At 33.6% G+C, this 24,584-nt stretch carries 26 protein-coding genes and 4 pseudogenes; 17 read left to right on the top strand and 13 right to left on the bottom strand.

Going from position 1 to position 24,584, the window contains the following annotated elements:
- Window positions 1–327: 327 nt before the first annotated feature.
- From MKX37_RS27075 to terS, 5 genes and pseudogenes are all read left to right on the top strand, one after another.
- Complete coding sequence (locus tag MKX37_RS27075; protein WP_033728886.1) at window positions 328–552, top strand: hypothetical protein; 225 nt, start codon at window positions 328–330, stop codon at window positions 550–552.
- A gap of 255 nt (window positions 553–807) precedes the next feature.
- Complete coding sequence (locus MKX37_RS27070; RefSeq protein ID WP_078206788.1) at window positions 808–1,383, top strand: recombinase family protein; 576 nt, start codon at window positions 808–810, stop codon at window positions 1,381–1,383.
- A gap of 77 nt (window positions 1,384–1,460) precedes the next feature.
- Window positions 1,461–1,805: an HNH endonuclease gene (locus tag MKX37_RS27065; protein WP_078206789.1), complete on the top strand. Its 345-nt coding sequence runs from the start codon at window positions 1,461–1,463 to the stop codon at window positions 1,803–1,805.
- 122 nt (window positions 1,806–1,927) lie between these two features.
- Window positions 1,928–2,224: a hypothetical protein gene (locus tag MKX37_RS27060; RefSeq protein ID WP_078206790.1), complete on the top strand. Its 297-nt coding sequence runs from the start codon at window positions 1,928–1,930 to the stop codon at window positions 2,222–2,224.
- Window positions 2,225–2,584: 360 nt separating this feature from the next.
- A pseudogene (terS, locus tag MKX37_RS27055) lies at window positions 2,585–3,428 on the top strand (phage terminase small subunit).
- A 102-nt stretch (window positions 3,429–3,530) separates the two neighbouring features.
- Here the strand turns inward: terS and MKX37_RS27045 are convergent.
- Both MKX37_RS27045 and MKX37_RS27040 read right to left on the bottom strand, forming a co-directional pair.
- A pseudogene (locus tag MKX37_RS27045) lies at window positions 3,531–4,057 on the bottom strand (IS6 family transposase).
- Between the two features lie 134 nt (window positions 4,058–4,191).
- The gene (locus MKX37_RS27040) at window positions 4,192–4,365 is read right to left on the bottom strand and encodes a hypothetical protein (RefSeq protein WP_254841672.1); all 174 of its coding nucleotides are present in this window, start codon (window positions 4,363–4,365) and stop codon (window positions 4,192–4,194) included.
- 446 nt (window positions 4,366–4,811) lie between these two features.
- On the opposite strand from MKX37_RS27040, the pseudogene MKX37_RS27035 reads away from it, so the two are divergent.
- Window positions 4,812–5,492: pseudogene (locus tag MKX37_RS27035) on the top strand (hypothetical protein).
- Between the two features lie 192 nt (window positions 5,493–5,684).
- Here MKX37_RS27035 and MKX37_RS27030 read toward each other — a convergent pair.
- The 4 genes and pseudogenes from MKX37_RS27030 to MKX37_RS27020 form a co-directional block, all read right to left on the bottom strand.
- A complete protein-coding gene (locus tag MKX37_RS27030) occupies window positions 5,685–7,766 on the bottom strand; it encodes a zinc-ribbon domain-containing protein (RefSeq protein WP_078206792.1) in 2,082 nt (693 codons plus the stop codon).
- A 210-nt stretch (window positions 7,767–7,976) separates the two neighbouring features.
- A pseudogene (locus MKX37_RS27540) lies at window positions 7,977–8,102 on the bottom strand (YolD-like family protein); the annotation flags it as partial.
- Window positions 8,081–8,215, bottom strand: coding sequence for a hypothetical protein (locus MKX37_RS27535; RefSeq protein WP_373688949.1), 135 nt, complete (start codon window positions 8,213–8,215; stop codon window positions 8,081–8,083). The gene MKX37_RS27535 and the pseudogene MKX37_RS27540, both read right to left, overlap by 22 nt.
- Window positions 8,216–8,303: 88 nt before the next feature.
- Window positions 8,304–8,525, bottom strand: coding sequence for a helix-turn-helix domain-containing protein (locus MKX37_RS27020; RefSeq protein WP_078206793.1), 222 nt, complete (start codon window positions 8,523–8,525; stop codon window positions 8,304–8,306).
- 299 nt (window positions 8,526–8,824) lie between these two features.
- Between MKX37_RS27020 and MKX37_RS27015 the strand changes: the two genes are divergently transcribed.
- Genes MKX37_RS27015 through MKX37_RS27005 form a run of 3 tightly spaced genes read left to right on the top strand, consistent with a single transcriptional unit; the run spans window position 8,825 to window position 10,796 of the window.
- A complete protein-coding gene (locus tag MKX37_RS27015; protein ID WP_078206794.1) occupies window positions 8,825–9,019 on the top strand; it encodes a hypothetical protein in 195 nt (64 codons plus the stop codon).
- 12 nt (window positions 9,020–9,031) lie between these two features.
- Window positions 9,032–10,198: an FtsK/SpoIIIE domain-containing protein gene (locus tag MKX37_RS27010; protein WP_078206795.1), complete on the top strand. Its 1,167-nt coding sequence runs from the start codon at window positions 9,032–9,034 to the stop codon at window positions 10,196–10,198.
- Window positions 10,188–10,796: a replication-relaxation family protein gene (locus MKX37_RS27005; RefSeq protein WP_078206796.1), complete on the top strand. Its 609-nt coding sequence runs from the start codon at window positions 10,188–10,190 to the stop codon at window positions 10,794–10,796. Before MKX37_RS27010 ends, MKX37_RS27005 begins: the two co-directional genes overlap by 11 nt.
- 338 nt (window positions 10,797–11,134) lie before the next feature.
- Here the strand turns inward: MKX37_RS27005 and MKX37_RS27000 are convergent, their stop codons facing one another.
- A complete protein-coding gene (locus tag MKX37_RS27000; protein ID WP_254841671.1) occupies window positions 11,135–11,950 on the bottom strand; it encodes a hypothetical protein in 816 nt (271 codons plus the stop codon).
- A gap of 294 nt (window positions 11,951–12,244) precedes the next feature.
- Here MKX37_RS27000 and MKX37_RS26995 point away from each other — a divergent pair, with 294 nt between their 5' ends.
- Window positions 12,245–12,832 (top strand): DUF3967 domain-containing protein, encoded by a 588-nt coding sequence (locus MKX37_RS26995; protein ID WP_078206797.1) that lies wholly within the window; start codon window positions 12,245–12,247, stop codon window positions 12,830–12,832.
- 77 nt (window positions 12,833–12,909) lie between these two features.
- Here the strand turns inward: MKX37_RS26995 and MKX37_RS26990 are convergent, their stop codons facing one another.
- The gene (locus MKX37_RS26990; protein WP_165690509.1) at window positions 12,910–13,071 is read right to left on the bottom strand and encodes a hypothetical protein; all 162 of its coding nucleotides are present in this window, start codon (window positions 13,069–13,071) and stop codon (window positions 12,910–12,912) included.
- 209 nt (window positions 13,072–13,280) lie between these two features.
- Here MKX37_RS26990 and MKX37_RS26985 point away from each other — a divergent pair, with 209 nt between their 5' ends.
- Both MKX37_RS26985 and MKX37_RS26980 read left to right on the top strand, forming a co-directional pair.
- Complete coding sequence (locus MKX37_RS26985) at window positions 13,281–13,607, top strand: hypothetical protein (RefSeq protein ID WP_078206798.1); 327 nt, start codon at window positions 13,281–13,283, stop codon at window positions 13,605–13,607.
- Between the two features lie 138 nt (window positions 13,608–13,745).
- Complete coding sequence (locus MKX37_RS26980; RefSeq protein ID WP_078206799.1) at window positions 13,746–14,117, top strand: hypothetical protein; 372 nt, start codon at window positions 13,746–13,748, stop codon at window positions 14,115–14,117.
- A gap of 114 nt (window positions 14,118–14,231) precedes the next feature.
- Here the strand turns inward: MKX37_RS26980 and MKX37_RS26975 are convergent, their stop codons facing one another.
- From MKX37_RS26975 to MKX37_RS26965, 3 genes are all read right to left on the bottom strand, one after another.
- On the bottom strand, window positions 14,232–14,582 hold the full coding sequence (locus MKX37_RS26975) for a hypothetical protein (RefSeq protein WP_078206800.1): 351 nt from the start codon (window positions 14,580–14,582) through the stop codon (window positions 14,232–14,234).
- Between the two features lie 122 nt (window positions 14,583–14,704).
- The gene (locus MKX37_RS26970) at window positions 14,705–15,073 is read right to left on the bottom strand and encodes a hypothetical protein (RefSeq protein WP_078206801.1); all 369 of its coding nucleotides are present in this window, start codon (window positions 15,071–15,073) and stop codon (window positions 14,705–14,707) included.
- 1 nt (window position 15,074) lies between these two features.
- Window positions 15,075–15,896 (bottom strand): ParA family protein, encoded by an 822-nt coding sequence (locus MKX37_RS26965; protein ID WP_078206802.1) that lies wholly within the window; start codon window positions 15,894–15,896, stop codon window positions 15,075–15,077.
- Between the two features lie 1,582 nt (window positions 15,897–17,478).
- Here MKX37_RS26965 and MKX37_RS26960 point away from each other — a divergent pair.
- The gene (locus MKX37_RS26960) at window positions 17,479–17,883 is read left to right on the top strand and encodes a YkvA family protein (RefSeq protein ID WP_078206804.1); all 405 of its coding nucleotides are present in this window, start codon (window positions 17,479–17,481) and stop codon (window positions 17,881–17,883) included.
- A 206-nt stretch (window positions 17,884–18,089) separates the two neighbouring features.
- Complete coding sequence (locus tag MKX37_RS26955; RefSeq protein ID WP_078206805.1) at window positions 18,090–18,494, top strand: hypothetical protein; 405 nt, start codon at window positions 18,090–18,092, stop codon at window positions 18,492–18,494.
- Window positions 18,495–19,018: 524 nt separating this feature from the next.
- On the opposite strand, the gene MKX37_RS26950 is transcribed toward MKX37_RS26955, so the two are convergent.
- Window positions 19,019–19,462 (bottom strand): DUF5065 family protein, encoded by a 444-nt coding sequence (locus tag MKX37_RS26950; RefSeq protein ID WP_002169336.1) that lies wholly within the window; start codon window positions 19,460–19,462, stop codon window positions 19,019–19,021.
- 512 nt (window positions 19,463–19,974) lie between these two features.
- On the opposite strand from MKX37_RS26950, the gene MKX37_RS26945 reads away from it, so the two are divergent.
- Both MKX37_RS26945 and MKX37_RS26940 read left to right on the top strand, forming a co-directional pair.
- Window positions 19,975–20,505, top strand: coding sequence for an RNA polymerase sigma factor SigX (locus MKX37_RS26945; protein WP_033728808.1), 531 nt, complete (start codon window positions 19,975–19,977; stop codon window positions 20,503–20,505).
- A 3-nt stretch (window positions 20,506–20,508) separates the two neighbouring features.
- On the top strand, window positions 20,509–21,456 hold the full coding sequence (locus tag MKX37_RS26940) for a DUF4179 domain-containing protein (protein ID WP_075313394.1): 948 nt from the start codon (window positions 20,509–20,511) through the stop codon (window positions 21,454–21,456).
- Window positions 21,457–22,632: 1,176 nt separating this feature from the next.
- Here the strand turns inward: MKX37_RS26940 and MKX37_RS26935 are convergent.
- Window positions 22,633–23,388, bottom strand: coding sequence for an SDR family oxidoreductase (locus tag MKX37_RS26935; protein WP_341089568.1), 756 nt, complete (start codon window positions 23,386–23,388; stop codon window positions 22,633–22,635).
- Between the two features lie 367 nt (window positions 23,389–23,755).
- Here MKX37_RS26935 and MKX37_RS26930 point away from each other — a divergent pair.
- A partial coding sequence (locus MKX37_RS26930; protein ID WP_341089565.1) for an IS4 family transposase occupies window positions 23,756–24,584 on the top strand: 829 nt, incomplete at its 3' end.

Below are 24,584 nucleotides of genomic sequence, written 5' to 3'. Positions count from 1 at the left end.
TGCACATAAGGAATTCCCAAACATACAATATCGAGTCAATGCCAACCAACTTATTCCTTTTCCGAGAGCTATATATATTCCGCTATAAAGCTCTTTTATGTTGCGCCATTAGAACGGTCTGGGCATTGTCGTATATTTAATACTCAGAAGTTTAGGGCACTTTATAGTGTTCTTTTTTTATTGAACAAAATGGATATTTGGATAGATAATGCCTTCCTTAAAATAACCTTAATTAAAACATAGTTTTGATAATATATGGAAAATAAATGGTACAATTTTCTGGTATAACCTAAATAAAATTTATTTTAGAAAAGGGGTAGAAGGGAAATGTTCCAGAAGTTCAAGTTTTATTTAATGAGCATTTTAATTAGTTCAATGTTAGGCGGAATTATTATAGGTGCTAATTTCTTGGTCCATAACATATATAATTTAGTTGCAGGTAAAGGATATCATTTTAATATGTGGTCTTCTATTATTATATTTAGTGTTGTATTTATTTCGGGTTTCTCGTACGCGTTGAAGAAGGGGCCAGATATATTTGTTAATGATTAAACCAATAGCAATTATCTTAGGCGCTGCCGTGATCTGGTTGGCGTCTTGTTTGTTGTTAAGGAAAGATAACAAAACAAACGAACACAACGGACGGAAATAAATGTCTTGCTTACCTGTCTAAAAGTTGACCCTTTTGTACAATTAAATTTTATAGGTCAAAAACTTTGTAAACAGATAGTTGTTAATGTCTAAAAGATAGTCTAAAATAAAAGTATATAATTCTTAAGACTTTTAGACTATTTTGAGGTGATTTAGATGGCTATCGTTGGTTATGCAAGGGTAAGTACAAAGGATCAAAATTTAGATGCGCAAATTGAAATATTAACAGATTATGGATGTAAAAAAATATATTCTGAAAAATATAGTGGAGCTAATAGCGATCGAGAAGAATTGCAAAAAGCATTAGAGTATATGAGAGATGGAGATAAATTTGTTGTTTGTAAAATAGACCGTTTAGCTAGATCAATATTCGACTTACATAAGATTGCAAATGAATTAGCTGATCGAGGAATAGGGGTGTTATTTCTTAAAGAACAAATTGATTTCTCTACACCGGCGGGTAAATTAATGTTCACTATGCTAGGAGCTATTGCTGAGTTTGAAAGAGATTTAATTAATGAAAGAACAGCTGAAGGCAGAGAAAGAGCTAAAGCGATGGGTAAACATATGGGACGTAAAGGGCAGGATGAAAAGCAAGTTAAACAAGCCATGAACTTATTTTTAAATAGGAAGGAAAATGGTTTGAGTGTAAATGATATTTCAAAAATGACAGGTGTGCCGCGTTCTACTATTTATGCGAAAGCGAAAGAATTAAAAGGGGAGGAATTATGATGGAGGAATATGAACAGCTTCGGCAGAAATTCCGAAATATAAGTAAGCAATACTGAAAGCAGACTAAAAAACCTAAAATGTGCGAAAAATGCTTTTCAAAAATAGATGTTCACCTACATCATAAAATTCCGTTAAAAACAGGCGGAACAAATGATTATAAAAACCTTATTCCTTTATGTGAAGAATGTCATTGGGAATTTCATAGACACTTTGAAGCTGTAAAACCACATGAATATTTCATGGAAACGCCTAAATATACAGAATTGATAGGATTATGGGAAGTATTGAATGATCCATTAGTGGATTCATTATCTATGAAAGAGTTCAAGGGACTCGTTTATAAAGGATTGGATTTAAAAAGAAATGTACAAAAATCATTTAATGAAGAAGAAATAGAAGTGAATAATAAACAGTTAAAGTAGCGAATCCGCTGCTTTTTATTTTATAAAATAAATTGTTTCTGAGTCGAAATGAAAATAGGGGTTTGCCATAAACATTTAATTCCAATCAAGAATATGAGTATAGAAACAGGATGATTTTTGTAATGACGGAGGTGTTTGTTGTTGACATAACTCAAAGTGTGGCAAGAATAGTGGTTAATGGGAAAGACCTTGAGTTCACTTCAGTTCAAACCTCTGCATGGAATCATGGACCTGTAAATGATTTAATCGTTTCGACGAATCAGAGAGTGAATGAGCTTTATCAACTTATGTGGTCACAGGTACCAGTTACACTCCAAATGTATTTCCTTCAGGGGATGGACTTAATGAGATTCGCTAGGATTGCTGGAATTAATGAACGTGTAACGGGAGAATATATATATCATTTCATTTGGGGATAAGAAGAATTCAAAGTAGCTTAACAGCTGCTTTTTTATTTTATTTTGTAATTCTTCTTCTTAATATCCATTAAACTCGATACCCAGACATATAACATTCCTATTGCAAGTATAAAACTTATCCAGTTGAATGTATTGTCAATAATATATATTGAAATGAAGATGGAAGAAAAATAAATGAACAATGGAATGAATATGTATAGGTCACGTTTTAAAGATTTTAAAGTTTGCATTATGTTCACCTCAATTTAATGTTACATTGAGGTATTTTAAGTAGCAATACTTATTTTATAAAGGAGTTACCATAAGGAGGAGTTATGACGAGTTTCTTCCTATTATATAGAAGGTGGTGGGTGATATGAAGTGAAGCAAAAACACGAGTTAGCTCAAGAAGATTACATGCAAGGTATGAAGTACAAAGATATAGCAGAGAAACATGATGTCAGCGTGAACACCGTAAAGTCATGGAAGACCAGGTACAAATGGGACCGAAAAGGTGTGCATACAAAAGAAGAAAAAGTATGCACACAAAAGAAGACGGGTGCACCCATTGGTAATAAGAATGCAGTAGGTAACCCAGGTAACAAGAATCCTAAATGGGGTAACAAGAATGCTGTTGGTCATGGCGCTCCTAAAGGGAACCATAACGCTATGACGTATGGTTTCTTCCGTAAACACTTCCCAGAAGAAGTTGTGGATCTTATGGAAGAAATCGCAACGAAAGCCCCTTTGGGATATGCTATGGGAAAACATTATGATCCAGTATGCCGCTATAGTGAGGGCGCAACGAATCATGTTAGTTAAGCACCATAACGACATGACGAAGGAATTACGGAAAGAAAAATCATCTTTATCTGCTGAAGAAGTAGAATACGAGATTCAGTTTGCTTGGGATAAACAGGCTACATTTATGGATGCTCAATCCAGGGCGATGAGGTTTATGCATATGTTTTTTGATAGTATCTTAATGCACCTAGAACATTATGAAATGCCATGTACGTTTGTATTAAGTAATGAAAAGTCTTTGAAGGGGAATGTAGTTGGTAGAGATCAGTATATGATCTATGTGGAAACCGAAGAAAAACAACATTTTTTGTTTAAATTTAATGTAATGGATGTTATTCCGAATGAGAAAATAGACTTAAAGAAAGCCAAAGAGGCTGTAAAGAATCATTTAGCAAGGAAAAAAGCGGTATTAAATACGTAATTAACTAATCCTTGCACATTGTTTGGGGATTTTTTGGTTCTGTTGCAAAGTTTCAAAAGCATAAACAGGTGTTGATAAATGTTGGAACCATTTAGGCAGTGATTAATAATGAATGGCTTCGATTCCTTTTATCGTACGCGAAACATGACAAAGGTTTTGAAATTCTGTGGACTTGGCAAAACGCCTCTTGATATGTCTATGATCCTGTTCGATGAGATTGTTTAAATGTTTGATTGTACAATGATTTGTATTTGAATAAAAACCTTGTTTTCTTAAATGGGCAAAGTAATGCCGGTGCTTTGCCTGTTGTTAGGGCTGTTGGTTTGCCAAATGTTTTCACTAATTTGTTCATAAAGGTATAAGCAGCCTTATAATCCCGTTTTATCTATTGCAAGATATAAATAACACCATTTTTCTTTAACTTTTATATAGGTTTCATCTAGTTTTCAAGATAATTGGACATTTTTATTTTTCTTCTTCTAAATTTGATAGACAAGGTTTCCATATTCAAGAACCCAGCACATGATAGTTGTTGGGTGAACTGAGATTCCACGCTCTTTTAAAATTTCAGAGGCATCATGATAACTTAAAGAAAAAAGGCAGTAGTAGCCAACGGCTACCAAAACAATATCTTTCTTGAACCGTTTTCCTTTAAAATTCGTATTTGTGTTTCTCCTTAATCTCTTTTCTAGAGTGTAGTCTCATTTAGAAAGCTTTGCAACAGTACCGATTTCGGTTCGTCATTTTTATAAACGGTACGACTTTATTTCAAATCCACATTTTTAATACTTTTTTGATTATATTTGCTTGTGCTGCGGAAAAGAAGAAAGAATAATCCTCTTTGCCACTTAATTAAATTTTCATCTAAAGCAATTACACTACCATCTTTATCATGCTTTTTAATAAGCTCATTGATTTTTTGTTTACCAACTTTCATGTTTTCATCAAGAATATAAACTTTTGGAGGTTGTTCTTTATTTTCCAGTAACTTTGCTAATGATTTTAAAACATGTAATAAGGATTGCTCTTATAATTTAAAGGTTTTTGCTACGACTTCCATTACGATCTTTGTGTTATCATCTATGGTCACCATTTGCATACCAACTTTTTCATGAAATATTTAACACATTATGCGGTTGAACTGGAAAAGATGGTATGATTTTGAAGAGGAAATATTGAAGCTTTAGCAAAGGGCAAGCTACGGGTTTGTCATGACAAACCCCAAAAACGATGTTTTTGACTTGGTAGGAGATTCCTACGACCTTTACAAATATATATAAGCGATTTTTTACAAAATTGCTTATATATTTGTTGTCGCTTCGCTCGATTTTTTTAAAAAAAGGAGTGTTTATTATAGCTAAAAGAAGAACAACATATTTGCAAATGTCTTTAGAACATGAGGAAAAAGATTATATAAAAAATAAAGCAACTGAATTAGGATATAAAAATGTTTCAGCATTTCTAATTGCTAGTGCAAAATCTTTTTTTAAACTTGAAGTGGATATGAAAGCTTATAGGGATTTAACTAAAGAAATAAATTATATTGGTAAGAATATAAATAGCCTAATTAGAAGGATCAATACAGATGGAATTTACACGGATAATGATATTGATTTTCTTAGGGTTAATCAGAAAGAAATCATAAATATTATGAATACGGAATATGACCGATTACTTGATTTGAAAACTAAGTTTAATAGCGATAGCTTGAGTAAAAAATAGAAGGAAAAATTAATCAAATCACTAACGGAAAATCAAATGGAGATACCAAAAAAATTACTATTAGAAGAAGTGTATGAGAAGATAAAGGAAGATTTTGTTTATATTATAGAATGTATAGAAAACTCGTCTGAGCAAGATAAAGAAGTAACAGAATATGTATGGCAATATTTATATGGTGATACGCTATATAAGTTAGATGATAATCAATTAATAAAATTGGCCGATAGCATTTTTATTTTTGCGCAGAAATTGAAATTTAAATTATCCAAACTCGATAATGTTTTTTCAGATGATGATTGGTTTGAACTGAAAGATATATTAGATGATTATGAAATTTATTAGTTAAGGAATGATTTTAATGTCTATTGTGAAATTTTGATTCATTCTGCAAACTTGCAAGTTTCAGAAGACGAAAAGTATGATATTAAGGGTTAGGAACACACGTGACAGGAAGTGCAAAGTTACTTCCAATAACTGCCCAATTAAAAAATTGATAAGCATTAAAGAATAAAAAGATCGTTTAGTTAGATCTTTTTACATGTTTTGTTGAGCTTTTCTTTTTGAACAATAAGGACAACGTCTACCTTGGGTACGGTGATACACTTTGGATTCCCACTCGTGCCCCTCTTTGCACTTCCACCATACTAGTTTACTTGAATTTTTGATGACATCATACGGAGTCAATTCGCCATTTTTAGTAGGATGCCATTGTTTAGCTATTTCTGGATTCAATGTAGCAAGACAATTATCAATACAAACTTTTCTGTTAGTGCAATAGGGACAGCGTATACGTTTATACACTTTGGATTCCCACTTATGTCCCTTTTTGCAAATCCACCATACTATTTTATTGGAACTTCTCATGACATCATATGGAGTTAATTCGCCGTTTTTAGTAGGATGCCATTCTTTAGCCATTTCTGGATTCAATGTAGCAAGACAATTATCAATACATATTTTTCTGTTAATGCAATAAGGACAGCCACAACCTTGTGTACGATTATTAACTGAAGTTTCCCATTCATGTCCTTTCTCACAAATCCACCATACTTTTGTATTACTTCCTACAACTACACCATAAGGAGTCAATGTTCCATTTTTAGTAGGATGCCATTGTTTAGCTATTTTCGGATTTAATGTAGCTAAACAATTATCAATACAAACTTTTTTGTTAGCACAATAAGGACAGCCCACTCCAGATGTTCTGGAATATATAGCACTATCCCATTCATGTCCTTTTTCACATTTCCACCATACCTTTAAGTGAGCCCATTTTTTAAAATGTTCTGGTTTTAATTTGTTATTTTTGGTAGGATGCCATTCTTTGACTAGATGGGGGTACTGAAATGCGATAGAGTTTTCAACCTTTTTTTTCTTAAATAATTTAGTGATCTCGTATTTTTTATTTTCAGTATCAATATGCACTTTTTCACAACAGAGATTATTATACAGGAATATAAGTTTGAATATTTCTGAAATTACATTGTTTAATTCATTAAAACTTGGAGGATTTCCAATGGGAATATTTATTGTGGAATTATTGTTTATTGCTTGTAACCCTTCTTCCCTAACTCGTATTAGCAAAAAACCTTTTTGAGCAACATAATTACTTTTCTTTACATCCTGTTCATATCGCTTCCTATGCCAATAGTATCCATCGTATTCAATTACAAACGATAACTCACTATTAAAGATATCAAATTCTACACCATCTTCTGTAAGGTGTTGACTTAATGTATTTTTAAATCTGTTGTTTATGAAATAGAAAATTGTTTGTTCTGGAAAAGAAGTTCTAGGTTTGCAAAAAGGACAATTTGTTCCTACAACTCTTTGATAAGCTGTTGTTTTCCATTCATGCCCTTTTTCACACATCCACCATACTTTTCTCCCCGATTTTGGAGTGACATCATTTGGAGTGAGTAATCCATTTTTAATTGGATGCCATTCTTTTGATATCTCCGGGTATACTTTAGCTAAACAGTTATCGATAGTAGCATTACGTCCTGAACAGTAGGGACAGCCCGTTTTTTTTCTTGTTCGACTGTATACTGAAATTCTCCATTCATGTCCCTTATTACATTTCCACCAAATCTTTCTTTCTGAACCAAAAGAAATTGTTGAAGGATCAACAGGAATATTCTTTGATTGGTGCCATTCTTTTAGCAAATCAGGATGTGTAACTGCAATAGACTTTTCAAAGAGAGTCTTTTGCCCACAACAATAAAGACATCCAGAACCGCGTTTTGTACGACAACTTACTTTAGTTTCCCATTCGTGCCCTTCCTCACACATCCACCATACTTTTTTATCACTTCCTACAACTACATCATATGGAGTCATTGTTCCATTTTTAGTGGGATGCCATTCTTTAGCTACTTCTGGATTCAATGTAGCAAGACAATTATCAATACAAACTTTTTTATTGGAACAATAAGGACATCCTGTTCCTTTATTCCGATGCACTGGAGAGGCTTCCCATTCGTGCTCTTTCTCACATTTCCACCATACTTTTTTACCGGAACCAAATGTAATATCAAAAGGGGTCAATTCTCCATTTTTAGTTTCATGCCACTGTTTGGCTAATTCAGGTCTTCTTTTTGCTAAGATGTTATCCATGCAGCATTACCTCCTCTCCTTTATTTGCTAGGGGTATAGACTATACATAATGGTTACTGTGATGAAATATGATTTTTACCCAGATGTAGGTGTATGTATGGCGGATCAGTAATTGCTTAAATTTATAAAAATAATTACTTGGAATTTGAAAAAAACAGGGTAATCGAGATGACTGCTCTGTTTGTTTGTAATCCTAAAGGCTGACTACAATTAATCAATTATATTAATAAGTTCATGAAGTTTAAATTTTGTATTCAAGCCGAAAGCATCAGTGCAGTACACAGTTTTTGTCATCGGTTCAATATGTAATACAGTTATGTACATATCCCGGACCATTCAATCACTAAGTATTTCTCTAATAGCTTCGTATTGTTCCGGCATACTGGCGGTTGCCACTTAACCATACCGCTCCCACGTAATTTAGGTGTTCCCCAGCTTTGATTTTCCATGATGATCCCCCGATTCGTGTAATTTATATTTAACATACGCGAATGTATATCCTTTTGGGGGTGTGAAAATAGCTCCGGTTTTACGAAGCTACATCCAAAAATCATCAAAATCAACTTTATATCCTTCTTTCTTCAAAGCTTTAATAATTTTTTGACCGTTACCTAATGATGGCTTATGTTCATTTGATCTTGAAATTCGACTAAGTGTATTTTGATTCACTCCGCTCCATTCCTTTAAATCTGTTTGAGAAATATTATTTTTCCTTAAAAACTTACCGAACTTTGATATTGGTTTCCCCAAGCCAAACACATTAAACACTCCTATTCTCAAATGCTTTGTTACTCACATTTTTACCAAAGTTTATTTTTTTTAAACAAAAGTGTTAATAATGTACAAGCCGTCCGCAATATGATGTATCAAGGTCGCTACCAAAATAGCTATCAAACTTGTTATCAAAGTAACCAGCTTAATTGCTATCAAGGTAACTAGTATTTGTACTATCAAGTTAGCTATCAAAGCAGCTATCAAGGTAATGTTATCAAGGTATTGAGGCGGTAAACGCATATATCATCCGAATTTTAAATTCTGTTTATAAAGGGGAGTTTTATATGTTAACTACATTTATTTCATTAGGAGCTTTAGGAGTAACTACAATAGGAGGAGCAATGTTAGAAAAACATCTTGTTAAAAATGATCACGTTGCGGCAGCTAAACTTTTAAGTGATGGAATGTATCACGGTATGAGGATAGGCGGAGTTTGTTTCATCGGTTATGTATTTATTCGAATTGTGATGATGTTTTAAGGAGGGAAGCACATGGGAATTGTAAAGGATTGGATTCATAAACAAAGTTTGAAGAATCGACTTATAGAGGTATTTGGAAAAGCTGGTTTGTATGTGGACCATCAAACACGAGGTGGGAAAGTACCCATTTATCCGAAGATACATGACATTTCTTCCTCAAAAGAAAAGGTTCGATATATATTCACCATTCCAAATGGTTTGGATCCGAAGACCATCGAAAAGAAATGGTTTTGTTTTCAACAAATATTAGGACGGAATGTAGCGATTGAGGGCGATATTAAAAAGTTTGTACTCAATGTATTTCATTCAGATGCAGGACTACAATCATACAATTACACTTATAAGAAGTGGCAGCCGTTATTAAAACAACATCGTCTTCCTGTTGTGGTAGGACGGGACCAATTCGGTAATATGATTGTGTACGATATGGTTGAGGCTAATACACCGCATTTGCTAATAGCAGGAGAAACAGGAAGCGGAAAAAGTAGTATGGTACGCGTTGTTCTGTCCACACTCATTCAATACATGTCTCCTGATAAATTACATTTGTATCTGGGCGACTTAAAAAACTCCGAATTTCATTTCTTAAGAAGAGTGAAACATGTAAAAGAAGTTTGTATGGAAGAAATCGAAATGAAGATCATGCTTCAGAAAGTGTGGAAGGAAATCAGAGAGCGCAGAAAACTCATGGAAGAGCATGAAGTGGACCATATTGAAGAATACAACAAATTGAATCCTGACAGTCATAAGCCGTATATTTTGCTTGCTATTGATGAAGTAGCAATGCTTCAAGGCGAAAAAGAATGTATGGCTACAGTTGAAAAGATATCGGCAGTCGGCAGGGCACTAGGAGTCTTTTTGATGCTCAGTATGCAACGTCCTGATGCAAAAGTATTAGATGGCAAGTTAAAGCTTAATATGACAGTTAGAATGGGTTTTAAATGTGATAGTACGATTAACAGTAATATCATGGGTACACCTGGATCAGAACACTTAGAGCAATCAGGCCAGACGATTTTAAAATTAAATGGATTAAAGAAAGTGCAAGCTCCATTTTTAGAATTAAGCAAGGCGAAACAGATTGTTGAACCGTATCGTATTCCAAAAGAGGATATGAAGCCAGAGAATCCATCACAAGAAGAAAATCAATTGTTTGGGGTGTTAGATTATGAGGAGTAGAGACAAAGCGATACTAAGCGATTTGAAACGTTTTAGGTGTATGTCTCGTGATGATATTATCGACTTACATTTTCAAGGATTAAATAACGCGGTTACTTGCTGTAATACAGTCATGAAGCGATTAAGAAGAGATGGTCATGTGGATGCCAATGTTTCGCAGCAGCCATTTATATATTTCCATCAACCTAGTACACTTCGAAAAACTAGCCAAAAGATTCCTCACTTCCTCGGTATTGTGGACGTATACAAACAACTCATTCATTATGAAAAACCGAAACTATTCAAAGTTGAACCTAAGTATGGGCGTGATTTTATGGAACCAGATGCATTTACAATATGGCGTAGATCTCCATTCTTTATTGAAGTCCAAAAGTCAGTTTACAGCAAGAAGATTATGCAAGATAAGATAAACAGATATGAGTTATATTTTCACAGTCAGGAGTGGCATAAGGAATCATGGCAACCAAAAGATAATAAATTCTTCCCATCAATCCTCATTATTACTGATAAACAGTATGATATTAACTCTTCTAATTTACGTATCTTTCAATCTTCTTCAATTAGCAATTTCATGGATAGTCTTGCTGTAAAAGCATAATAAGAAGCTCTAAACAGGGATTTGTTATTTTTGAGAATCTCTTAATAATCAATACAATTGCATCCGTTGTAGCGTTATGCGGCGGTCTATTCATTATGGTGGGTAGCCAGGAACGAGGATTCTCGCTAATAAGTCGTGCTGGGATTGGTTATATAGTTGTTCAAATGATTCCGTTGTTTATGAGATTACTTGTTGAAATTGCTAAGGAAATATAACATTCAAGCCCTGATTATTCAGGGCTTGAATGTTATATTTAAACTCAAATTCTCCACAACTTTTTTTAAAACAGTTGAATCATACACTTAACTTGGTTAGGATTTATCGAAAAAATCGATAACCTAAATCGCGCTCCCTGCTTTCAATTCATTTTGGAGTAATTCAAATAACTCTTCTCTCAATACATTTATATTTTTTCTGATTTCTGTATTTTCTTCATGTAATTCCAAAACAAGTTTACTACCACTTACTAACATTATATCTGGGTTATAATTAGTCCATAATATATGGATTTTATCTAGTGTCTCTTTAGCCTTTGAACTAACGTCATCTGAGAAATACAATCGGTGTAATAAATAAAAATTATGCACTTTAGCATAATATTCTTCTCCTTCATTATAGTTGATTCTTTCAAGTCTATAATGAAGGTTTTTGATTGCTTGTTCTTTATTTGTATCCCAGTCAGAACAAACGAGATGTTTATCCGCTTGTGTAAACTGTTTTTCCTCCATATATTTTTCTATATCTTCTTTATTAACATTACGAAAATCAATGCCTTTCGTAATACCTCTAAATCCCATTACTTTTCCGATACACAATTCGATATTTTTATACAGTTCAGGATAATACTCGTGCTTTTTTACAACATACAGTTCAAACTCTTTAGATAATCTACTTATCTCAGATTTTTGTTGCTCCATTTTTAACTGAAAATCTGCTTTGATGTCTTCTTGAAGCCTTGTGATATCTTGTATGTCTTCCTTTGTAGCAATATTTTCCCCTCTCTTTTTAAGCATCGTTACTTCTTCAAGATCATCCATTGCTGCAATGTTCTTTCCTTTTTCTTTAGTAAATGCGGATAAAAAATCTTTTGCTATTATTACAATACATCCTGTAATAAAAGATATAGCTACATATACAAATTCAGTCGTTGTCACAATTATTACGCTCCCTATTTTAAAATTTCTTTCTATATTAATTATAACATGATAAGGAGTTATAACATGTTTTAGAGACAGCTCACCAGAATCTCCACCAAAGTTTCTTATTGGCTGCCAGTGTCTCCAACAATACACGCTTATTTTCCTGCATCTTACGCATTTCACTAGCACTGATAAGCTGCTGATTTAAATACTATATGATAAAGACTTAACAGGCCAATACAGGGCTTTTTACTTGCAGGAAATTCTTAACTATCATGGAATACTCTCACTAGGAGGTGTTGTGACGTTATGACGGACGAAATTGTTTATTCTGCTAGTGAAGTATATAAACGACTAGGAATAAGTGATAGCACCCTTAGAAAATACATGGAGGTATTATCACGCGAAGGATTCGCAGTAAAGAAAGATAATCGTGGTAGACGCCAATACACAGAAAGTGACATTACGGTTATTGAGAAATTAATTGAACTTAGTAAGCATGACGGTATGACGCTAGAGAAGGCAGCGAAGATGATTGCACAGCGAATAGAAAAAGTTAATCCGGATCTAATTAAAGAAGAATCTGAGGAAACGAGTTTAATACCATTCCACATTCAAGAACAGCTCCAGCAACAATACAGCGTTATGGCGCAAGAAATGAATCAAGGCATGTTAGCAATGGAGAAGCGATTGAGTGAGCAGGCAGAGCGAAGCAATGAGGAAATCAAAGAGAGTATAGAAGCGCATAATGAACGAGTGGAAAAACGATTGGAAGCGCGAGATGAGACGCTGATGAAGACACTACGTGAGATGCAGGAGACGAAGAGAATGATGCAGGAATTTCGTGATGAGGTTGCAGCTGCAAAAGAGAAGAAGCCGTGGTGGAAGTTCTGGTGAGGGTTTGTACAAACTACGCATAGGTAAAATAGGTAGAATGCATTTCTACCTATTTTACTGCTGTGTACGATATGCAACTATATGAATAGAGAAATTAGACCAGCTATAACAATCAATGGAAGGATTACTGCAAGTTTATTTTTTAGAGGAATACGTTTATCTGGGACACCTGGATGGACAACAAAAACGAGTACAACAATTGCTCCAATAATACCTAAAAGTATGTTAATGATAATCACCCTCCTATGGAATATTGTTACCAAGAGTATAGCACAGCTAAAGACCGTTGTTAGGTGAAAATGTAAAAATATGGTGGGGATTTTGGTGAGATTAAGGATCCGCTTTTTCTTGCTACCGATAATGAAACACTATACCTGACTTACATAAATATCCTATTTGTTCAAATTAATCCTTACTGATGGTACAATTAAATCCATGGAGGGGGATTATGGGAATTTTTTATGTAATACCACTTTTTCTTATATTTGGCACTGCAACATTTTTATTTATCCAGTCTAGTTCACCAAAAATTAAAGATAAAAACCTATCATTGATAATGGTCTTTCTAGGGATAAATCTAATCACAATTCCAATGGCTTATTTGGTAGGTTCGTTTGTTTCTTATACACATGAGGCGTCAACAGAATTTACATATAATAATCCATTTTATTTTTGGAAAGGATTTTTCTTCATTCAGGCAATTCCGCTTTTCATACTATTTGTAGCTTTGATATGGTGGTTTCTCCGCAAGAGCAAAGAAAAAATTGACACATAGAATTTTAAAATGACTTCCGCTAACGAGATATTATGTCAACCAATCATGAATGCGGTATACATATTATATTTTATCTATCTTGCGTAAAGAAATTGTAATGTTATAGAAATAACATTATGAATTATACAGGAGATACAAATGAAAAAATTTTTAATTAGTTATGCTGCAAGTCTGCTTACTTTTATTATCATGTGGTTCTTAATACCATATATTTCTGATCCTAGTTATTCTTCCCAGAATAATTTGCCTAACATAGTTGGATTCATTATAATTCTCATCATATTTGGTAGTATACTAGATCTTGTAGTTTGCCTAATTGGAGAAGTATTATACAGGAACATAAAACAATGTAAAAAGTTTCAATTTGGAATTCCTGTATTTATAGGACTAGCTGTTGTCTATATACTTATACTCTCTCTTTTTACTATTACTAGTGCATATTCTTCTAGTTTGGTTACACCTATTATTATGGGTTCCTTAGCTTTTTATTTAGTACGTAGAAAAATATAATTAACTTCAGCTAACGATAATTATGTAAATGAGCTAGTGGTGGTTCTGGTAAGGAGTTGTAACATAAGCAGAAAAAAGAAGCATCCTTAATAAAAAAAGGACGCTTCTTTTTCTTTATTTATTCTCTAACACCTCATAAAGGCGCTTATACATATCTTTGTATGCTTTAGAATGTCGATTTGCTAGCTGGGTATCTACGTAACTATCAACAAGCATATCAATGATATTATTAATTGATGTTTTATCCATACTTTCTTGCTCTTGAATAAATGGTTTAAGGGTATTTAACTTTAGCAAAACAGCAGGTGAAATTTTAGCTGTTTTAGATGGGACTAAACGTTGATCTGGTTTCTCTGATGTCTGCATTTCCTTTTCCGTGTTAGCATGATCGAGTTGAGTATTTAAATCTGAACTTTCGGTAATAGGTGTCACAGTTACTACAAAAGATTTACTTTTACTTTCCAAAGTTACCACTCCTATTTAGTTTTTTTATCTTAAACTGTTAAAACTATTTTGCGTGTTATGATAGAGGGAAGGTGGAAATATAGAAATATCCCTATTTCTAAATAGGGATATTTCTATATTTTTTAAAGCTCTGTTAAGAGCTTGAATTTCCTTTTCTGCTCAGGTGTTAGCTCGTTTTCTACATAACGATCTATAAGTAAATCGATGATTTCATAATTGAATTTTGTGTTTGTAAGTTTCATTAATACTTCAAGTTCTTCTTTTGATTGATAAGAAATTTTAATACTTCCTTGCTGATTCTTAAATTTCTTTTTTGGTTCAGTTTTTTCGCTTCTTTTCTCTTTTCGACTCACTTGTTTTTCTTCTGTCTTAGGTTGAGAAGGAACAGCTGCTACCTCGTTATTTTCAACTGTAGCTTGTTCTGGTACATAAGGTTCAGTAGGTTCAAAGTTACTTTTCTTTCTACCTAACAAACCAGGAGTTTTCGCCATATTACACACCAACCTTCATTTTTTCAAACATATCAATACGAGATAACAATTCATCACTAATTGTTTCGTATAATTCAATTACATTCATATCATGTCGATCTTTTTCAGTAATACCATTCACATCAAATCTTTTAATACGTTCCATTTGAGGGACGATGTTTTTAAATAGGTTTTCTTCCCCGAAAATTTCACGAGCATTTTCCATGATATATTCGTCAACCTTACCGTTGTTTTTTAGTAGGACAGGAAGAACACCAACTACTTCAATATCAAGATCATATAGTTCCTTTAACTTGATAAGTTCATTAATGTAGTTCTCTGCACCAGTAAGAGAACGTTCTTGTGTTTGTAGAGCAATGAGAACATAATCAGAAGCTACAACTGCGTTCTTCGTAACTTCTAGTGACATTGGAGGAACATCGATAAATATGTAGTCATATTTATGTTTTATCTTTTCTAGCAAACCTTTAAAGTAATGATCTTCTTCAGCTTCCGAAGAACAATTTTTATAAAGGAATTTTGCAAAGTCCTGAAAATCAACGTAAGAAGGAAGTAAATGTAAATTCTCCATAATTTCCACTTCTAGGCCTTCCAGGTTTCCCTCTTGTATTCCTTTCATTAATGTTTTTTCAACTGTAACAATCTCATCAGGATTAAGGATTGATTTTGTTAACATTAAAGACTTAGTTGCGTTACTTTGTGGATCAAGGTCAACAAGTAATGTACGCTTGCCTTTTTTAGCAAATTCATAAGAGTTCAATACAGCATTTGTGGTTTTACCGACTCCACCTTTGTAATTACCTACCGTAATTGTAATAGCCATTTTTAACACTCCAGTTATATTATTTAAAATTTCCCTATATCCCTTTATAGAAATAGGGAAAAATAGAAATAGGGAATTAGGGATATTTCTAACTATAGAAATAGGGATATTTCTATATCTTTAAAGAAATTATAACAATGATATTTGGGTTATGCAATAGAATCATAGAGTTAGTAATTAATAACAAAAACGTTGGTATCAAAAGATTCTCTTGATGTATGAAGTAGAGAGAGTTAAGAAATAAATATGTAATTTCGTAGAGAAGTTAGTAGAGGAAAAAATAACGAAAATAGGGAAATATAGATATAGGGAAATAGGGAAGTATCCCTATTTCTATAAGTAGAAATAGGGATATAGGGAAATAGGGATATTATTCGGAAAGTGCGTGAATTCGCTGTTTACAAAGGATAAAGCTTGTTGTAACGTAGTACACAACAAGCAACATTCTACAAAACAAAACATAATTTGATATTTTACATAAACGAAGATCCATAGAACAATTGAATATGAACAAAAAACAAAAAGCCACTCCCATATGCTATTGGCTACCAACCGATAACGGGAATGACTCTTCTAGCTAGTGTACCACCACTTGGCTAGAATGAACTGTATTAACCCACAGTGTTTACGTTTAAGTAGTGTACCATCACTAACCTTAAACAACTATGCCTTTTCACGAGGCTTCTTTGATATACCCATTTTATCTATTGTTTGGATAAATATCAACTAGTAAATACTAGTTTTTATTATTTTGTAGTCCAAAAGATATATAACGGGCATTTCTAAATCTAGAAGTCTTGTGAACGTACAGGCCATTTAGGAATTTGGGATGTCCTTTTTGTTTTTTGTTCGCGTGGAATTGCCTGATACCACGTAAATAAAAACTGATAAGCCGTAATTCCGTGCTGCCATACATTTAGCGGGAACGTGTTACGGCGTGGCTAGCTGTTAGTCGTGCAGGGGGTACAGAGTATACGCCTACAAAAACAGCACCCCTCATTGGAATCCTGTTCTTCTAGTGAGGGTGGGCGAGAACTTGCCCAGGGACGATTCTCTAAAAGGTTCGGGAGGTTATCGTTAGCATTACGGTGCTAGGGAATACATTCAGTTTGTCGTGTAGGGACGATATTACAAGGACAAGCCATAGAAAAAGGATGTATGCGGTGAAAATCGCTGAGTGAACAGGGTCTATACATACGGATACCTTATAAGTGACCGCATGGCGAAAACAAAGACGCTTATCCATCTATTTTGACTGATTGCTTTTTTGTAGTCTTTCAAAATAGGGGATAAATCTGCCTTCCAGCCGTGTTCCATAATCGTTCCCACATGATAAAAACCCTCAAAACCTTCAGTCAAGGTTAAATGCCAAGAAAAGATAAAAAACATGGGATTGTTTAAGACCTGGGGAAACTACTCACTAAGATAGAGGAATAAATATAGGAATTACTATTTACTTGGTTAGAGGATAAGGGGACAGATGGTTAGAATAGGGATTATGGATATTTTTAGTTATTTACTATACTATTTATTCAGTAACCTGATATTATTATTTTTGTATATACGAAAGGGGATATTCATTATGTCGACTTCACCTAAGGATTTAGAGAAAGAACTGCAAAGTTCAGGCGAACATTATTCTGATAATAAGTTTTGGGAGAAAGTAAAGAAATATGCTAAGAAGGCAGGAACTCAAGCTATATATACAGTTTTATTACTGTATTATGTTCTTCAAAAAGATACTGTTCCAATGAAAACTAAAGGGATTATAATTGGTGCTTTAGGTTATTTCATTTTACCTTTTGATTTAATACCGGATTTCACGCCTGTTGTTGGTTATGCGGATGATTTGGGTGCCTTAGGGTTAGCTTTAATGCAAGTGATGATGTATATAGATCAAGATGTAAAAAGACAAGCAAAAGATAAATTAGTAGATCTATTTGGTGAAGATGTTGATACTTCTGAAGTAGATTCTAAGATTAATTAATAAAGCCTCCTATTTAGGGGGTTTTTATTTAGGTAGAGGATGGTTAAAATAGGCCTTATTGCAGGATTTGGTTTTATCAATCAGATATAGTATGTGAAATTTTTTTAGTATTTCCACTTTTGCCTGTTGCCTTTTTCTTTTTAAAGCATTTTATAGTATTAGGACTACTTGTCCAAATATTATAAATGAAAGGGGAAGTAATTAATATGCCACCTAAACCACCTAAACCATCGGGTCCTCAAACTTTATCAACTGGTATTTTACGTAGACATTCTAATGTTGTTTTTATTGCTGTTGATGTTATGAATGTTGATCCAAATAATGTTCATTCAGTATCTGTTGAAATGTTTGATTGGTCATCAAATTTACCTGTTGTTATTCCGTTGCAAACACCTTCTTTACAGTTTGTATCTCCTAATCAGGCTGTATTCTTTTTTTCAAACAGTCTTCCTCCGCTTCCAAATGTTCGAGTTTATGAAGTAAGGATAGTTCATCCTGGGGATGAGGATGTTGTTATTAATGTCTCTGGAATTAGCAGTAATCCAATTTTTGATCCTGAGGCAGTTGATACTGTTTTACAACATGATTTAGTAAAATTAAAGTTAGAATAAGTTAGTAGAACAGGAGGATTTTAATTTTAATGGGGGATTAATTATATTAAAAGATTTTCTCATAATATAATTAATCTCCCTCCATGAATGTTTTTTGTTTGATTATCATTTTGGGGTTTGGCCGAGATACGTGTAAAAATAGGTCATGGGCTTTATATGACTTATAAATACCGTTTTGTTTATTATGGGTACACCCTAATCATCCATCTATTAGCTACTGAAAACACTTTGTTTCAACTGTATGATAATAAGTTGAAACATAATAGGGAAATTAGTGATTACAAGTGTGTTTGGAAATAAATGTATGACCAATGTTCAAAATTACATGTATCTCGGCTATACCCCAATTGGATGTATTTTTTACATAAAAAAAAGACACCCAAAGGTGCCTTCCTGCGATTTGAACCATCGTAATATGGTATCGGATGCCAATCGAATTATTATTTTACCACGTTAAATAATTTCAGTTATTGAGAAATAATAAAAGCCCTCTTTTGAGTGCCTGTTTCTAATTAATTACATCCTTAATTGATTGTAAATTGATTTGAATACGTGAATTCACCACGATATTTAATTGCAGCTACATAAGTACCACTTGTATAGCTATCTGTGATAGGGGTTTGCCAAATTTCTGCCCCAGGAAGAAATTCTGGTTCTATTGTTTGGAATCGTTCTAGGGAACCATTTGTGTGGACTTTAAAAATTTTCATTTGCGCACCAAAATGTTCTCTACCAAAGTGCTGTGTTAAGTAAAATGTATCACCAGTTATTAAATTCCCAATCTTCCAATCAGGTTGATATGTACTTTCCACGGAACTTTCCAGATCCACAATGGTTTTAAATCCCCAATCATCATTAAATGGATCTGAGTAAGCTGCAGCAACTTGTGAGGTAGGCTTACTCATTTCTATTGCAGTAAACCCGCTAAATGTTAACGCCCCAATTAATGCTAATTTTCCTAATTTCATTATTGTTTCCCCCTATTAATTTTCAGAATTATTCAAAATCAGAAGTCATACACACATAATAATATAATTGATTGTATTATATTTCAAATATTTTCTAAAAAAATCCATAAAAACAAAAAAGACACCAACAGGTGCCTTCCTCCGACTTGAACCACTTTAATTTTAATAATATGTATTGGACTCCCATCCAAATATTATTTTACCATGTTAAGTGATTTTGTTCATTGAGGTCTCGCCAACAAAACGCGAATTTCGTACGCTAAGAAACCGGATACTTACTTTTTTATATAATTTTTCTCTCGTAATGGTCTTAGATTATTAAAATTTGTTTTTTGGTTTAAAATACACAAATAATCTAAGAAACCAAAATGATTTTAATTTTTGCATTCACCTTTCAATCAGATGAATGTTTTTTTTGTACATATAAAAAAAATAAGAATTTTTGTCACAAAAATTCTTAATCCGGGTTCTATATAATACAGGCATCAAATGAGAGTGAGGTTTTAACCGACATGTTTAAGATTAAAAGGGAAGAAAGGCCTGTTTCGGATGTGACATTTGAAGATTTGTTTAAACAAAACTATGTGTACGTTGTGAAACAGATTGTTTGGATTGTCAAAAACCAGACGATTGCTGAAGAATTGGCACAAGAAGTATTTTTACAGTTATACCGCAACAATTGGAAGGGGATTGAGAACTTATCTGGATGGCTAATAAAATCTTCTACTTTTGTAGCTTATAAGTATATACGATCCGAAAAACGACATCAGGCGAGAGTAGATAAAACCATACAATATCATGAAGTACAGCACATTTCATCCCTAGATGATGATTGGATTAGAAAAGAAGAAATTACAAAAGTACAAATGGCGCTTAGTGAAATGAATGAGAAAGATCGAACCATTTTATTAATGAAATTTTCTGGTTTTCAATATAAAGAAATTGGAGAAGTTCTTCAAATCGACATATCATCTATTGGAACATTATTAGTCCGATCCAAGCAAAAATTTCGTAAAATCTATCAACAATTAGAGGAGGCATAATAAATGAATTGTTATGATATGGGGTTTATTCAAGCATATATAGACGGTGAATTATCTGATGGGACAAGAAAAGAATTCACAAAACACATAGATACTTGTAACGCATGCCAAGATTTATTACTCGAAATCACCAAATTAAATCAATGGGAAAATGTCAAGTTAGAGGAAGCAACAATACATTCATCAAAAGAAATTGAGATTGATGTTGACCAAGCATGGAAAGTATTTGAAAGTCACTCAAAATTAGAAAATGTTTCTTATATCAATGAAAAAACTGTACCGAAGAAGGGATTGTTTACAAATATGAATAAAAAATCAAAACGTTTCATGTATACTGCAGTAGCGGTAGCAGGGCTTTTTGCAACAGCCATGATTCCACAAGTCCGAGTTGCAGCTACAGATGTTGCCTCTTATTTTTCCAATGCAATATCAAATGATACGATTATTGATGAAGGAAGAGACGTTACAAAAGGTCAATTTATTCCTATTGATGAAAAGATTACAGATCAAGGTGTTACAGTACATCTGAAAGAATTATATATAGCGGATGCACGTATATCCGTTCATTACAAAATTGAAAAAGAAGATGGAAATGTAGTACCGTTTGAATTTGATACAACAGGGTTAGAACTTGAAGATGACGGCAAAGTAAATGGTCATCAAGAAAAAAACCCAGAGTATAAGAAAAATGGGTACTTCGGACAATTAGCATTTATTGACGGAGCAAATGATGGGCCATTCGAACTAAAGGCATCAGGTGTAGCATTAAAGGAAATTGGTATTCGTTTTAAGGATAGACCTGAAGGCGTCATCACATTTATCGAAGGTCTTAAAGGCAAAGATTCTTTCAAACAACCGCTCACGTTAGATGTACACATAAACAGAATTGGAAAAGTATCTGGGTCTTGGAAAACACAACTTCAAATTGACCCTACCAAATTAAAAAAATAAAGTAAGTTCAAATGAAAAAAAGAATAGAACGATGTGTTTCCAATACCATGCTTATATTCTTCCTTGTGTTACTTGCATTTATTTCATACATGATTTCTACTATATCTTTTTTAATTTCATAATCATAAAAAGGTAGTAAAGTAAATAGCCGGTTCCTTAACGTACAGGGGATCGGTTAATTTGTGTCTAAACATACAATTTTCTTTTTTGGATATGGTGACCCCTAGTAGGAGAAAAACAAGGAGTCGTTCATGTATTTTAATGGATTCTCTTTACTTTATGCTTATATGAATGAATTGAACAGGCCTTTTGTAAAGACACCATAAGGACTCTAAGAATAGCAAAACATCATATGTTTTAAAGTAGTGAGTGGACAATACTTCTTAGTTGTAGAAGGTATCCAGATTCCTGTACCAATTCTAACATTTGCTGCAGCTCTATTAATTGGTTTAGGAGTAATCCCACTTTGTTCTTAATTTAAGGAATTCCAGACAGCCCTACCTTTCAATCGATAAAACCTCAAGTGTATGAATGCTCGGGGGTTTTTATAATAAAAAAAGACACCCTAAGGTGCCTTCCTCCGACTTGAACCATCTTAATTTTAATAATATGTATTGGACTTTCATCCGAATATTATTTTACCCCGTTAAGTTATTTCACACATTGAGATATGTTGTTCAAATCTATATTTGGGGTACCGCCACATCGCTATCAAGCTAACAGAACAGGTTGCCCCCAAAACGAAATTCCTATGTTTAAATACAGTATTCCCTATTATTTCCACGGAGACACCCCTTATTTTAAAAGGTTTCTTCGTACCTTCTATTACTCTCTTTAAAAGGAGAATAAAAAATCCTCCCAATTAAATTTGGCAGGATTAGTGGTTATATTATTTATACTCAAATAATCTATTTTATTAAATGGTGTTACTTTCTTATGGAAAATAGGATTAGTTAATCATCGTCCATCCATCATCTTTGCTGTCATTAATAGTAATATTGTAGTATGGTAATGCGGCATTAGTAAACGAGATGATTTGACTTAGCAACAATCACTAATATTGCAGCAAATATTTTAACATATACTTTCCATGTATATACTACATTTTCGAGATACAGAGCGGTTACAACATACATAAGGACACTCAATACGGCAACTATAAACCCTTTACTTCATTTAACTTCGTAAAAATCCACCTTCTGAGTTTATAACTTGACCAGTAATCCACTTTGCATCGTCACTAGCAAGAAATGCCACTATGCACGCTGCATCTTCCGGCATACCAATACGCCCCATTAAAAATTTAGGCAAAAGGTGGTTTCTAATTTCATCTGTCATCCACGTTGAATCTGTTGGTCCTGGGTTTACCGCATTAATCGTAATTCCTAAAGGAGCCAGTTCCGCTGATAGAGACTTAGTAAAAGCTGCAATTGCTCCTTTTGTTGCAGCATATGCTAATTCCCCAAGCATTGGCCCTAATTCTTGTCCGGATGTCATATTAATAATTCTTCCTTCATCTATATTCGAGTTCTCAAAACGGCGAGCAAATTCCGCACAAAGAAGAAAGGTTGCTCTCATATTAATTGCATAATGGTTATCAAGTATTTGAGCATCTAACTTTGCATATCCATCTCTGTCTGAGTATGCTGCGTTATTAACTAAAATTGAAAGAGTACCAAACTGCTTTGTAACAATATCCATTATTTCAAATGCAGCATTTGTATCTGAGAGATCAATTTCTAGGTTTTCACAGCGGACTCCTAACTCTAAAATCTCTTTTTGAAATTTCTCTGGCCAACTAGCCTCAGACTGCCAATGTGTAAAGAAAATATCTATACCTTGAGAAGCAAATTTACGACATATAGCAGCGCCGATACCTCTTGGACTACTTACTCCTGTTATAAGAGCAACTTTATTTTGTAAATGTGTCATTTCATATTCCCCCTAATAAATAAGCACATGATGATATGTGTAATTAGAGATGTATTATTCTCATCACTAATATAAGCCGATACATAAAGGTATCCACCTAGTAAATAGAATGATAACACCATACATTCCTTGAATGATTATTCTTGCAATGAATAGACATACTTCACCCGTATATGTATACATCTCTACCATTATTATACTTTTCTTGCTGGTGATAATCAATATATCCAATTATTAACATGAAATTATTACTAGTAACTATTAGAGGTTCGACTACATTGCTAGCAAGCTAAAGAAATTAATTACTCCAAAACAAAAAAATGTACTATTCTTTCTATAGAATCATAGGAAAGGATGGCGTTTTTGTATGTCTATTTCTGTATCTGATGAATTACAACTATTTGCTCAAGAGATTCAAAGTTTTTTATCTCCAAATACCTTACGGGATCTTGCTAGAGATGTTGGTTTTGTACAACGAACTAGTAAGTACCAAGCAAAAGATTTAGTCGCTTTATGTGTATGGGTGAGCCAAAATGTAGCTATGACTTCTTTAACTCAGTTATCTAGCTGTTTAGAAGCATCAACGGAAGTACTCGTCAGTCCTGAAGTACTCGTCAGTCCTGAAGGACTGAATCAACGGTTTAATAAGGCGGCCGTCCAACTTTTACAACACCTACTAGCCGAACTACTAAGCAAAAAATTGGCCGCATCTATGCCGATTTCTTCTCCATGCACTTCTGTTTTCAAGCGTATTCGTATTTTAGATTCAACTGCATTTCAACTCCCGGATGTATTTTCATCGGTTTATCCAGGTGCAGGAGGATGCAGCCATACAGCTGGGATAAAAATTCAACTTGAGTATGATTTGTTAAGTGGACAGTTCCTACATATTCATACAGGTCCAGGTAAACAACATGATCGCACTTACGGCTCTCTGTGTGCCCCAACTGTGACAGCGAATGATTTATGTATCCGAGATTTAGGTTATTTTCATTTAAAAGACCTTCAATATATACAAGATAAAGAGGCCTACTATATCTCTCGTATCAAGTCGAATACACGTATGTATCAAAAAAATCCTAGCCCTGATTATTTTCAAGATGGAAGAATTAAGAAGGGTACCGAGTATATACAGATAGATATGGAGACGTTAATGAACTCCCTTCAACCAGGACAAACATGTGAAATAGCTGATG

The sequence above is a fragment of the Bacillus sp. FSL R5-0709 genome, from assembly GCF_038004785.1.
Taxonomy (GTDB): domain Bacteria; phylum Bacillota; class Bacilli; order Bacillales; family Bacillaceae_G; genus Bacillus_A; species Bacillus_A mycoides.
The sequence above is the reverse complement of the archived record's forward strand: the minus strand, read 5'-3'. Positions and strand labels throughout refer to the sequence as shown.